The 12996-nt window shown below is 62.7% G+C and carries 10 protein-coding genes and 1 riboswitch; of the genes, 1 reads left to right on the forward strand and 9 read right to left on the reverse strand.

Features of this window, described 5'->3' with window-relative positions:
• Positions 1–67: 67 nt before the first annotated feature.
• Both alaS and ltaE read right to left on the reverse strand, forming a co-directional pair.
• A complete protein-coding gene (alaS, locus tag M1E04_RS18070) occupies positions 68–2689 on the reverse strand; it encodes an alanine--tRNA ligase (protein WP_456291817.1) in 2622 nt (873 codons plus the stop codon).
• A 142-nt stretch (positions 2690–2831) separates the two neighbouring features.
• Complete coding sequence (ltaE, locus tag M1E04_RS18075) at positions 2832–3836, reverse strand: low-specificity L-threonine aldolase (protein ID WP_456291818.1); 1005 nt, start codon at positions 3834–3836, stop codon at positions 2832–2834.
• 183 nt (positions 3837–4019) lie between these two features.
• Positions 4020–4179: riboswitch (FMN riboswitch) on the forward strand.
• A 126-nt stretch (positions 4180–4305) separates the two neighbouring features.
• Between ltaE and M1E04_RS18080 the strand changes: the two genes are divergently transcribed.
• The gene (locus M1E04_RS18080) at positions 4306–4800 is read left to right on the forward strand and encodes a 6,7-dimethyl-8-ribityllumazine synthase (protein ID WP_065986193.1); all 495 of its coding nucleotides are present in this window, start codon (positions 4306–4308) and stop codon (positions 4798–4800) included.
• Between the two features lie 185 nt (positions 4801–4985).
• Here M1E04_RS18080 and astE read toward each other — a convergent pair whose 3' ends face one another.
• The 7 genes from astE to M1E04_RS18115 all read right to left on the reverse strand — a co-directional run bounded on the left by astE (position 4986) and on the right by M1E04_RS18115 (position 12861).
• On the reverse strand, positions 4986–5993 hold the full coding sequence (gene astE / locus M1E04_RS18085; RefSeq protein ID WP_369318791.1) for a succinylglutamate desuccinylase: 1008 nt from the start codon (positions 5991–5993) through the stop codon (positions 4986–4988).
• A 20-nt stretch (positions 5994–6013) separates the two neighbouring features.
• Positions 6014–6307, reverse strand: a complete 294-nt coding sequence (locus M1E04_RS18090) for a topoisomerase II (RefSeq protein ID WP_065986195.1) — start codon at positions 6305–6307, stop codon at positions 6014–6016.
• 76 nt (positions 6308–6383) lie between these two features.
• Positions 6384–7730, reverse strand: coding sequence for an N-succinylarginine dihydrolase (gene astB, locus M1E04_RS18095; RefSeq protein ID WP_456291819.1), 1347 nt, complete (start codon positions 7728–7730; stop codon positions 6384–6386).
• Between the two features lie 70 nt (positions 7731–7800).
• Positions 7801–9270 (reverse strand): succinylglutamate-semialdehyde dehydrogenase, encoded by a 1470-nt coding sequence (gene astD, locus M1E04_RS18100; protein ID WP_456291820.1) that lies wholly within the window; start codon positions 9268–9270, stop codon positions 7801–7803.
• Positions 9267–10292 carry an arginine N-succinyltransferase gene (astA, locus tag M1E04_RS18105; RefSeq protein WP_456291821.1) on the reverse strand — a complete coding sequence of 342 codons (1026 nt, stop codon included), beginning with the start codon at positions 10290–10292 and terminating at the stop codon, positions 9267–9269. The genes astD and astA overlap by 4 nt, the downstream gene beginning before the upstream one ends.
• Positions 10293–10415: 123 nt before the next feature.
• Complete coding sequence (aruF, locus tag M1E04_RS18110) at positions 10416–11447, reverse strand: arginine/ornithine succinyltransferase subunit alpha (RefSeq protein ID WP_065986199.1); 1032 nt, start codon at positions 11445–11447, stop codon at positions 10416–10418.
• A 193-nt stretch (positions 11448–11640) separates the two neighbouring features.
• Positions 11641–12861 carry an aspartate aminotransferase family protein gene (locus M1E04_RS18115; protein ID WP_065986200.1) on the reverse strand — a complete coding sequence of 407 codons (1221 nt, stop codon included), beginning with the start codon at positions 12859–12861 and terminating at the stop codon, positions 11641–11643.
• Positions 12862–12996: the final 135 nt, after the last annotated feature.

Below are 12996 nucleotides of genomic sequence, written 5' to 3' on the forward strand. Positions count from 1 at the left end.
AGGGCGCCCGTTATCATTCAAACCGCGAAGCGCCGGAGCCCGAACGACGGGCCCCGGGTGGGTCGACTTAAATACCTTGTTCGGCGAACGGAACAGCCAGTGCCAGCGCTGCTTCGAGTCCGGCAGCATCAACACCACCGCCCTGCGCCATGTCAGGACGACCGCCGCCTTTACCGCCTACAGCGGCAGCCGCTTGCTTCATCAAATCACCGGCTTTGAGTTGGCCAGTCAGGTCTTTGGTGACGCCTGCCACCAGCACGACCTTGTCTTCATGCACCCCGCCGAGCAGGATCACTGCGCGGCCGAGCTTGTTCTTCAGTTGATCAACCAGGGCCAGCAGCGCCTTGCCATCCTGACCGTCGAGACGGGCAGCGAGGACCTTGACGCCGTTGACGTCCACTGCCGAGCCCGACAGGTCGTCGCCCGCAGCACTGGCCGCCTTGGCCTGCAGTTGTTCCAGCTGCTTTTCCAGCAGACGGTTGCGTTCCAGCACCGCCGACAGCTTGTCCAGAACGTTGTCGCGATTGCCTTTGACCAGGTTCGCGGCTTCCTTCAGTTGTTCTTCAGCCGCGTTCAGGTATTCCAGCGCCACAGCGCCGGTCACCGCTTCGATACGGCGCACGCCGGCGGCCACACCGCTTTCGCTGATGATCTTGAACAGCGCGATGTCGCCGGTGCGGTTGGCGTGAATGCCGCCGCACAGCTCCACCGAGAAACCGCCGCCCATGCTCAGCACGCGGACGCTGTCGCCGTACTTCTCGCCGAACAGCGCCATGGCGCCCTTCTGCTTGGCGGTCTCAATGTCGGTCTCTTCAGTCTCGACGGCCGTGTTCTTGCGCACTTCGGCGTTGACGATGTCTTCAAGCGCCTTGAGCTGCTCGGGCTTGATGGCTTCGAAGTGGCTGAAGTCGAAACGCAGGCGCTGACTGTCGACCAGTGAGCCTTTCTGCTGAACGTGTTCGCCCAGCAACTGACGCAACGCGGCGTGGAGCAAGTGCGTGGCGGAGTGGTTCAGCGATGTGGCCTGACGAACTTCGGCGGCGACGTCGGTGCTGACGGTGGTGCCTACTTTCAGGCTGCCCGACACTTGAACACCGTGATGCAGGAACGCGCCGCCGGTCTTGGTGGTGTCGCTCACGTCGAAGCGCACTTCGCCGCCGGCAGTCAGGTAACCGCTGTCACCGATCTGGCCGCCGGACTCTGCGTAGAAAGGCGTCTGGTCGAGGATGACCACGCCGTCCTCGCCTTCGCTCAATTGCTCGACCGCGAGGCCGTCTTTGTACAGCGCGACGACCTTGGCCTCGCCTGCAGTGGCTTTATAGCCGGTGAACTGCGTGGCCACATCGACCTTCACCAGGCTGTTGTAGTCCATGCCGAAGGAGCTGGCGGAGCGCGCGCGTTCACGCTGGGCATCCATCTCACGCTCGAAACCCGCCTCGTCGAGGGTCAGGTTGCGTTCGCGAGCGATGTCGCCGGTGAGGTCCATCGGGAAACCGTAGGTGTCGTAGAGCTTGAACACCACGTCGCCAGGGACGATGGTGCCCTTGAGCTCGGCGAGATCCTGCTCGAGGATCTTCAAGCCTTGCTCCAGGGTCTTGGCGAACTGCTCTTCTTCAGCCTTCAGCACGCGCTCGATGTGCGCCTGCTGGTTTTTCAGTTCGGGGAAGGCTTCGCCCATTTCGGCGACCAGTGCAGCCACGATCTGATAGAAGAAGCTGCCCTTGGCACCCAGCTTGTTGCCGTGACGGCAGGCGCGACGAATGATGCGGCGCAGCACGTAGCCACGGCCTTCGTTGGACGGCAGCACGCCGTCGGCAATGAGGAAGCCGCACGAACGAATATGGTCGGCGACGACTTTCAGGGACGCCTGATTGTCGTTGCTGCAGCCGATGGCTTTGGCAGCGGCGGCCAACAGGCTCTGGAACAGGTCGATTTCATAGTTGGAATTGACGTGTTGCAGCACGGCGCTGACGCGCTCGAGGCCCATGCCGGTGTCCACCGACGGCGCTGGCAGCGGGTGCAGAACGCCGTCGGCCGTGCGGTTGAACTGCATGAATACGTTGTTCCAGATCTCGATGTAGCGGTCGCCGTCTTCTTCCGGCGAACCCGGCGGGCCACCCCAGATGTCGGCGCCGTGGTCGTAGAAGATCTCGGTGCAAGGCCCGCACGGGCCGGTGTCGCCCATGGTCCAGAAGTTGTCGGAGGCGTATGGCGCGCCCTTATTGTCACCGATGCGAACCATGCGCTCGGCCGGCACGCCGATCTCTTGGGTCCAGATGTCGTAGGCTTCGTCGTCTGAGGCGTAAACGGTGACCCAGAGTTTTTCCTTGGGCAGGTTCAGCACGCCGGTGAGGAAGGTCCAGGCGTAGGTGATTGCGTCGCGCTTGAAATAGTCGCCGAAGCTGAAGTTGCCCAGCATTTCGAAAAAGGTGTGGTGGCGCGCGGTGTAGCCGACGTTTTCCAGGTCGTTGTGCTTGCCACCGGCACGCACGCACTTCTGGCTGCTGACGGCGCGGGTGTAGGCCCGTTTTTCCTGGCCGAGGAAGCAATCCTTGAACTGGTTCATGCCTGCGTTGGTAAACAGCAGGGTCGGGTCGTTGCCCGGGATCAGGGAGCTGGAGGCGACTCGGGTGTGGCCTTGCTCTTCGAAGAAGCGAAGGAAGGCTTCACGGATTTCTGCGCTTTTCATAGGTTCTTCCACGGAAACTGCGGCCTGGCACATGCATAGCGTCATTCGACGCAGCGACGGCAAAGGGCCGCATTATATAGGCGTTGTACGCTCGGTACAGCGTGTTATTCGATAGAAACCGGCAATCGGGCTGATCACACGATCAGCGAACGCCAAATTCGGCAAAGGCCGCCACCACCTTGTCCAGATGCGCAGACGTCACATCCAGATGGGTGACCATGCGCAACCGCGGCGCAGCACTGAGCACGATACCGCGCTCAGCACACAGGGCCTTGAGCGCCGGGGCACGATCGCCGATCTGCACGTAGACCATGTTGGTCTGCACCGGCTCGACGTCAAAACCGAGGTCCGCGAGGGCCTTGCCGAGAGAGGTGGCATTGGCGTGATCGTCGGCCAGCCGCTCGACCTGATGCTCCAGCGCGTATAAACCCGCCGCTGCCAGCATCCCGGCCTGACGCATGCCGCCGCCGACCATCTTGCGCAGGCGCCGCGCCTTGGCGATGAACTCGCTTGAGCCGCACAGCACCGAGCCGACCGGCGCGCCGAGCCCTTTGGACAGGCACACCGACACCGAATCGAAATGCCGGGTGATTTCCCCCACGTCCACGCCCAGCTTGACGGAGGCGTTGTACAGGCGCGCGCCGTCGAGGTGCAGGCTCAGGCCTTTTTCGCGGGTGAATGCCCGGGCCGCCGAGAGGTACTCCATTGGCAGGACCTTGCCCTGCATGGTGTTTTCCAGGGCCAGCAAGCGGGTGCGGGCGAAATGGAAGTCGTCGGCCTTGATGGCGGCGGCCACCTGATCCAGGTCCAGCGATCCGTCCGTCTGGTTGTCCAGGGGCTGAGGCTGAATCGAGCCGAGCACCGCCGCCCCGCCGCCTTCGTATTTGTAGGTGTGCGCCTGCTGTCCGACGATGTATTCGTCGCCGCGCTCGCAGTAGGCCATCAGGCCGAGCAGGTTGCTCATGGTGCCGGTCGGCACGAACAGCGCGGCGGCATAACCCAGACGTTCCGCCAGCCACGACTCCAGGCGATTGACCGTCGGGTCTTCGCCATACACGTCATCGCCAAGGGGCGCGCTGGCCATGGCGTCGCGCATGCCGGCAGAGGGTTGGGTCACGGTGTCACTGCGCAGATCGATAACCGCCACGATGAAGCTCCCACTGGTAAGGGTCGAGCCTCAGTTCTGAGGCCCGGGGCATCGATAATCAAGGCTTGAGGCAGGAATGCCAAGACGCCTTATAAGAAAAGCTGATGAAAACCATCAAAAAGGCTCCAAGCGGATCGCGGGAATCTATGTTACAAACTGCACGCCGACGGAAAAAACCGTTGGCAACGTTCTCAGGGCGGGGTGCAATTCCCCACCGGCGGTAATGGCGCGCAATGCGTCTAGCCCGCGAGCGCTTGCAGCGAGCTTATGCGCGATGCAAGGTCAGCAGACCCGGTGTGATCCCGGGGCCGACGGTCATAGTCCGGATGAAGAGAGAACGGGACTGGCACAGCAGGATCGTTTCGAGACGGGTTCAGGCGCTTGGCGTCGAGGACGGTTTCGCACGTACCCTGGCATCCCATTCGATCCAAAACGCCCTGTTTTTTTTATTAAACAGGAGTCAGAACACATGCAACCTACCGCCATTCACGCTCACGAGCGCATCGCCTTCATTCAAGCCTGCTGGCACAAGGAAATCGTCGATCAGGCGCGCAAGGGCTTTGTCGCCGAGATGGCGCAACACGGTTACGCCGAGACCGACATCGATTTCTTCGAGGTCGGCGGCGCGTTTGAAATCCCGCTTCACGCCAAGTTGCTGGCCAAGTCAGGTCGCTATGGCGGCGTCGTGGCGGCTGGTCTGGTGGTCGACGGCGGCATCTATCGCCATGAGTTCGTCGCGCAATCGGTGATCAGTGCGCTGATGCAGGTTCAGCTGGAAACCGAAGTGCCGGTGTTTTCGGTTGTGCTGACCCCGCACCACTTCCACGCCGGTGAAGAGCACCAGAAGTTCTTTTTCGATCACTTCGTGCACAAGGGCCAGGAAGCGGCCAAGACCTGCGCGGACACACTGACTAAATTGCGTGCGGTGCGTCGGGTGGGTGAGGTGCAGAAAGCGGCGGGGTGATTTGCATCTGAAGATCCAGATCAACTGCTTCCCGGCTGAAACCGGTCCTACGGACCTACCGCGCTCCCATTGTAGGACTGGCTTTAGCCGGGAAGAGCCCGGTTTGATCGCCACGCATCTCATTGAATGCTGGCGCTACCTGAGTGGGACCGGCTTCAGTCGGGAAGAGGCCAGCATGACCGGCATCAGACCAATGTCTCGTCCGTCGCCGGCACGATCAGAATCCCCGCCCGCAGCCCGTTTTTGACGTTCGGGTTGGGGAAGATGATCCGGGCGCCCTCCTCTTCTATCACCCAGCGTGAATCAGCCAGGTCTTCGGCCAGCACGTAGCCTTTTTCCAGCTCCGAGAAGTTCTCGATGTCCGCCGGCAAGTGCAGCTGGAAGGCGTCGCTGTGCTTGATGATCTCCCGGGCCACGCTGAACAGCTGCAAGCCGTTCAGATCCGCAGGCTCATCGGCTTCGGTGCCGGCGATCAGGTGTTCGAGGCAGGTTTTCAGTTTGTCGAGATTGACCTGCTGGTTCTGCCCGAACGGGCGCGCCTTGCCCAGCTCCAGGGTGAAGGCTTCGGCGTCGAGCTTGTCGTAGGTGTAGGCGCTGAACACGATCGATGACTTGTTCTGCAGCAGCACCGCTTCCATGCCGGCCGTCCGCAGCCGGGCGAGTTCGCGGCGGGAATGGGCGCGACCTTCCTTCCACGGGTACAGCGCGAACTGCTCGATCTTCGAACCGCGAATCGCCGTGTGCAGGTCGTAGTGCAGGCGGTAGCGGTCCGGAATGTTGAAAAAGCTTGCGGCCAGACGCTCGAGTTCGCAGGCGCGCAAGGCTTCGCTGCCGCCGCTGTGCTCATGACGGCCATTGAACAGCCGGTTGACGTCCTGCTCGACGTATCGCTCGCCGCGACGCATCGCTTCGGGGTTGCCAAACAGGAACAGAATACGCGCGCGAGGCTTGAGTTCGCCCCGGGCGATGGCGTGAATCAGCGTGTCGAGCAGTTCGATCGGCGCGGTTTCATTACCGTGGATGCCGGCGGACAGCAGCAGGTCGGTGCCATTGTCCCGCGCTTCGGGAGGCCGGACTTCCAGCGCCCCTTCAGCGAGCCAGCGCATGCGAACGCCGTCGACGGTCAGCTGAGTTTTTTCCGCGGGTTCGCGACCCGCGAGGGTCAGTTCAAGCAGTTTGCCGAGGGCGAGCATGGGGAGCTTCCTGCGCAGGCTTAGTCGTGGGTGCAGTCTGGGCCGTGCACGTGGCCTTCTTCGTCGTCGCCGCTCATGTCAGCCGGTTCCATTTCCAGTTGCAGGCTGACCAGGTTGGTCGCCAATGGACGCAGCAGCAGGTTGGCGTATTCGGCATCGCCTTCTTCGACGTCAACGCCGATCAGCAACTGGCCACGGCCGTCCTGTTGAATCCAGACCTCTTTGCCCTGCCAGATAACGGCAAGTCGGGTGCAGGACGTTTCCAGCTGAGTGCCGTCGGTGTCTTCAAGGATCAAACGCAGGGCGTCGGTCATGGCAAAACTCTCTCTGTAAAAGCTAAAACTTCGTCGCCTGACGCCGCTCGGGCGCAGGCGTAACGGATGGGGTGCATCAGTTGATCTGGAAAGGATAGACCGCGCCCAGTTTCAGGTGCTGCGTCAGCTCGTCCAGCGCCGTACGGCATTCAATCAGCAGTTGTGGATCGGCCAGATCGCTGTCGCTCATACGATCGCGATAGTGCTTGTCGACCCACTGCGTCAGCGTGTCGTACAGCGGCGCGGTCATGATAACGCCTGGATTGACCGCCGCCAGTTCGGTTTCATTCAGCGCCACGCGCAGACGCAGGCACGCCGGGCCGCCGCCGTTCTGCATGCTCTGCTTGAGGTCGAACACCTTGACCTCGCGGATCGGGCTGTCGTCCGCCAGCAGGCGCTGCAGGTAATGCCACACGCGCTCGTTGCTGCGGCACTCTTCCGGCACGATCAGCAGCATCGAACCGTCGGCGCGGGACAACAGCTGGCTGTTGAACAGGTACGAACGCACCGCGTCTTCCACGGCCACTTCACTGCGCGGCACGCAGATGGCCTGGAAGCGACCGCCGCGTTGACCGAGCTTGTTGTGCAGTTCGGCGAGCATGGGCTCGGTATTGAGGAAGGCGTCCTCGTGATAGAACAGCACCTCGCCATTGCCCACCGAGATCACGTCGTTGTGGAACACGCCCTGATCAATCACCGCCGGGTTCTGCTGGGCGAAGACCACGCCCTCGGCGCTCAGGCCATGCAGACGCGCAACGGCCTGGGAGGCTTCGAGGGTCTGGCGGGCCGGGTATTTCTGCGGCGCAGGAAGACGGCTGTCGAACGCAGCGCGGCCGAAGACGAAAAACTCGACACCGGGCTCCCCGTAGCTGCGGCAGAAACGCGTGTGGTTGGCCGCGCCCTCGTCGCCGAACTGGGCGACGGCAGGCAACGCCGCGTGGTGGGCGAAATGCTGCTGATCGGCGAACATCGCGCCGAGGACGCGGCTGGTGGTCGGGTGCTCGATGCTGCGGTGGTACTTGCAGTTGAGGTTGGCGGCGGTGAAATGCACGCGGCCGTCGGCGGTGTCGGCGCTCGGGCTGACCGTGGCGGCGTTGGCCACCCACATGCTCGACGCCGAGCAACTGGCGGCCAGCAGCGGCATCGACTCTTTGGCGGCGCGTTCAATGACCTGTGCGTCGCTGCCGCTGAAGCCCAGTTTGCGCAGACCTGCTACGTCGGGGCGTTCCTGGGGGGCCAGCACGCCCTGGGTGAAACCCATCTCCATCAGCGCTTTCATTTTGGCCAGCCCCTGCAAAGCGGCCTCGCGCGGATTGGAGGATTGCTGGCAGTTGTTCTGGGACGCGACGTTGCCGTAGGACAGCCCACCGTAGTTGTGGGTCGGGCCCACTAGACCGTCAAAGTTGACTTCACAGGATTTCATCGGTGAGGCTCCGTGGATCTGTTTTTATGTGCACGTTCTTCGACGTGCGCTGCGCTATCAAGGAGCGCGCTCAATTCAGGGTAATCCCGGGCGTCAGGCTGGCAGGCAGTGCCAGGGTTTCCGTCTCCAGCGAGGCCACCGGGTACGCGCAATAATCCGCCGCGTAATAAGCGCTGGCGCGATGGTTACCGGAGGCGCCGACACCGCCGAACGGTGCGGTACTGGCCGCGCCGGTCAGCTGCTTGTTCCAGTTCACGATACCCGCGCGGCTCTGCAGCCAGAACTGTTGATAGCGCGCCTGGGAGTCCGACAACAGCCCCGCCGCCAGCCCGTACTGCGTGGCGTTGGCCTCTTCGATCGCTGCGTCGAAATCAGCGTAGCGAATGACCTGCAACAGCGGCCCGAACAATTCCTCATCGGCACGATCCGCCACGTCACTGACGTCGATGATGCCCGGCGTCAGCAGCGCCGATTGCGCAGCGGGCTGGGTCATTTCAAGCAAGGCCACTGCGCCATTGGCGAGCATCACTTCCTGGGCATAAAGCAGCGCACGGGCAGCGGCAAGGGAAATCACCGAACCCATAAACGGCGCAGGTTGTTGATCGAACGCGCCGACCTGAAGGGTCGATGTCACCTCAACCAGCCGCGCCAGGAATGCATCGCCCCACGCCCCTTGGGGCACCAGCAGACGTCGGGCGCAGGTGCAGCGCTGGCCGGCGGAAATAAAGGCCGACTGAATCACGGTGTAGACCGCGGCATCGACATCGGCGACCTGATCGACCACCAGCGGGTTGTTCCCACCCATCTCCAGGGCAAGAATCTTGTCCGGACGGCCGGCGAACTGTTGATGCAGCGAATTGCCAGTGCGGCTCGAACCGGTGAAGAACAACCCGTCGATGCCTGAATGCCCGGCCAGCGCGATGCCGGTGTCACGGGCACCTTGCAGCAGATTGAGCACGCCCGCAGGCAGACCGGCTTCGATCCAGCATTGCACGGTCAGCTCGGCGACTTTGGGGGTCAGCTCGCTGGGCTTGAACACCACGGTGTTGCCCGCCAGCAACGCCGGGACGATGTGCCCGTTAGGCAAGTGCCCCGGGAAGTTGTAAGGCCCGAACACCGCCACCACGCCGTGGGGCTTGTGTCGCAGCACAGCGGTGGCGTCGCCTAGGGGGCCGCTCTTCTCGCCCGTCCGCTCGCGGTAGCTCTGAATCGAGATCGCGACTTTGTTAGCCATGCTGGTCACTTCAGTCGCCGATTCCCACAGCGGCTTGCCGGTTTCCTCACCGATGCAACGGGCGATTTCATCGGCGCGGCTCTTCAGCGCAGCAGCGAAGGCTTCGAGCACGGCGATGCGCTCGTCCAGACTGCGCGTCGCCCAGGCGGGAAACGCCTGACGGGCCGATTTGACCGCCGCGTCGACCTGTTCAGCCGTTGCGCTTTTGCCGGACCAGATCACCTGCTGGCTCACCGGGTTCAGGGACTCGAATGCGTCGCCCTGCCCGTCCTGCCAGGCACCGGCAATGTACAAAGTGTTCATCAAATACTCTCCCGGGCAGGCGACAGTTGCACAGCGCGCACTTGATCACCGGCGCTGAGGCGCAAGCGCTTGGCCGTCTGCGGGTCGACCACCAATGTGCCGGCGGCAAGACGCGCAGGCGCAGCGGTCACGCGGCAGTCTTCGCGCTTGCGGTTGTGAATAAGGAATGGCGTCGCATCGTCGCCCGGCGTCCCGACCGCCAGCACCAGCGCCTGGCTGTCGCGGACCGCGCGGATCTTGCTGGTTTCGCACTCGATGGCCGGGCCGGCGTCGAAAATGTCGACGTAACCCTGGTAACTGAAGCCTTCGGCCTTGAGCATGGCCAGCGCCGGTTCGGTGCTGACGTGTACGCGGCCGATGACTTCGCGCGCGGCCTCCGAAAGGAAGCAGCTGTACAGCGGAAACTTCGGCATCAGCTCGGCAATAAAAGCGCGGTTACCAACACCGGTGAGGTAGTCGGCCTGACTGAATTCCATTTTGAAGAAGTGTCGGCCCAGGCTTTCCCAGAACGGCGAATGACCCTGCTCGTCGGAGATGCCGCGCATTTCAGCGATGGTCTTGGTGCCGAACAGCTCCGGGAATTCGGCGATGAACAGCATCCGCGCCTTGGACAGCAAGCGGCCGTTGAGGCCGTTGCGGTAGTCGGCGTGGAGGAACAGCGAACACAGCTCGGAGTTGCCGGTGAGGTCGTTGGCCAGAAACAGTGTCGGGATCTCGCGGTAGATGTTCAGCTCTTGGGAAGCGCTGACCGTCAGGCCGACCCGGTAGTTGTACCAGGGCTCGCGCAGCCCCACCGCGCCCGCGACGGCGGAAATGCCCACGACTCTCTCGTCGTCATCCTCGAGCACGAACAGGTAATCAGCATCGCCCCGCCCGGCATCGCCACGGAAGGTCTTCTCGGCCCAGCCGACCCGGTGCGCCAGACGCTCTTCATTGGCCGGCAAGGTGGTCAGGCCTGCGCCGGTGCTGCGCGCCAGCTCGATCAGCGCCGGAAGGTCACTGCTGCGTACGGGACGAACGATCATGCTTTCTCCTCAAGCCGTTGGTTCTGCAACCCCCGGCGAACTCGCTAACCTGCTTTACGGCGTCGGCCTGCCACTGCAGCACCGGTCGCCGTCAACTCATCTCAACCCAACATGACCCGGTTGTCAGACCGCGACGATACGCACACTGGCGCCTTCGCCGACGCCCAGCGCTTCGGCCGCGGCCAGGCTCAGGGCCACCGGTTTGCCAGGCACCCAGTCCAGTTCCAGCATCACCGCGCGGTAATCCTGCAGCTGGCCATTGGAAACCAGATAAGGTCGGCCACCCTTGACCGCATCACCGGTGCTGACCGTGTCGACCTTGACCGGCACGACGCGGCTCTGGGCGATGGAGCGAATGCCGGACACCCGCGCGTGCAGGGTCGGCCCGCCGTCGAAGATGTCGATGTAATGGTCGGTCTCGAAGCCTTCGCGCATCAGGATATCGAAGGTGATCTGCGCACGCGGATGGACCTGGCCCATGGCTTCTTGCGCTTCATCGGGCAGCAGCGGCACGTAGATCGGGTAATGGGGCATCAGCTCGGCGAGGAAGGTGCGGCTTTTCAGCCCGCACAGGCGCTCGGCTTCGGCGTAGTTGATGTCGAAGAAGTTGCGCCCGATGGCGTCCCAGAACGGCGAGTCGCCGTGGTCGTCGCTGTAACCGACGATTTCGGTGACCACTGAATCGGCGAAGCGCTCGGGATGGCTGGCGACGAACAGCAAACGGCCGCGGGAGTTGAGCTCGGACCACAGCGTGCCAACCAGTTCAGGCAGCACGTAGAAGCTGGTCAGCAGGCTGTTGCCCGTGAGGTCGTGGCACTGCGAAAGCACGTGAATCTTGTTGTGGATCTTCAGTTCGCGGGAGGCGTGGACGAAGGTTTCGTTGCGAAAGCTGTAGAACGGCTCGGAATAGCCCGCCGAAGCGACGATTCCGGAACAGCCCACCAGACGACCCGCTTCTGTGTCTTCGAGGACAAAGAAGTAGGTCTCTTCGCCGTTGAAACTGACTTCCGCCGAGAACGAGGCTTCGGACGCGGCAATCTTGTCACCCAGACGTCCAGCGTCATCCGGCAGGGACGTGACACCAATCGGGCTGTCTGCCGCGAGTCGTTGAACCTCGCTCAGATCCGCCATTTGCGCGGGGCGCATCACCAGCATGGTGTCACTCCTTGAGAAAAAAATCGGGCCGGTCGACCGGCACAGGAAAAAACAAAAGGTGAAGCGGCGCTCAACCTCGTGGGAGCGAGCTTGCTCGCGAATGCGTCGTGTCTGATCCAAGTGTTTCGCTGACACACCGTTATCGCGAGCAAGCTCACTCCTACAGAGGTTATGCGTCCATGAGCGAAGGGCGTTACGCCCCGGCCAGCTTGGCCACCGCCCGTTCAAAACGGTTCAAGCCTTCGTCGATGTCGGCGTCTTCGACCACCAGACTCGGCGCGAAACGCACCACATCCGGACCGGCCTGAAGCACCATCACGCCTTCTTGCTCGGCGGCGTTGAAGAAGTCCTTGGCCTTGCCCTTCCAGGCCTCGGTCAACACGCAGCCGATCAACAGACCCATGCCGCGCACCTGGCTGAACACGCCGTACTGCTGACCGATCTTCTCCAGACGGGCCTTGAACCGTTCATGCTTGGCCTTCACCCCGGCCAGCACTTGCGGGGTGTTGATCACGTCGATGACCGCCTCGCCCACCGCGCACGCCAGCGGGTTGCCGCCGTAGGTGGTGCCGTGGACGCCAACGGCCAGGTGCTTGGCGAGTTTTTCGGTAGTCAGCATGGCCGCCATCGGAAAGCCGCCGCCAATGCTTTTCGCGCTGGACAGGATGTCCGGCGTCACGCCGTAATGCATGTAGGCAAACAGGTGACCGCTGCGGCCCATGCCGCTCTGGACTTCGTCGAAGACCAGCAGCGCGTTGTGGTCGTCACACAACTTGCGCGCGCCTTGCAGGTAGTCGAGTTCGGCAGGCAGTACGCCGCCCTCGCCCTGGATCGGCTCCAGCACCACCGCGCAGGTCTTGTCCGAGACGGCGGCTTTCAGCGCGTCGAGGTCATTGAACGGGACGTGGGTAATGCCAGTGATTTTCGGGCCGAAGCCGTCGGAGTATTTCGGCTGACCGCCGACGCTCACGGTGAACAGGGTGCGACCGTGGAAGCTGTTCAGGGCTGCGACGATTTCGTACTTGTCCGGGCCATACAGATCGTGGGAAACGCGGCGGGCCAGCTTGAACGCAGCTTCGTTGGCTTCAGCGCCGGAGTTACAGAAGAAGACGCGGTCGGCGAAGGTGGCGTCGACCAGTTTCTTGGCGAAGCGCAGCGCCGGTTCGTTGGTGAAGACGTTGGAAACGTGCCACAGCTTGTTGGCCTGTTCGGTCAGCGCGCCGACCAGCGCAGGGTGCGCGTGGCCCAGCACGTTGACCGCGATGCCGCCGGAGAAATCAATCAGTTCACGCCCCGACTGATCCCAGACGCGAGAGCCCTGACCGCGCACGGGGATAAACGCTGCCGGGGCATAGTTGGGAACCATCACCTGGTCAAAATCGGCACGTTGCACCGGTACTTGCTCAACGGACATCGGAGTCTCCTGAAGAGGAACGCCTGCCTGGGACAGGCGAGCGATGGAAGGATTGTAAGGACTGATTCGGGCCGGGCCTTGCCGCCAAGCGACAACTTCTTATAGCGCCAAACCGGCTTTTTACGGGGTTTTCGG

The sequence above is a fragment of the Pseudomonas sp. AK106 genome, assembly GCF_053903055.1.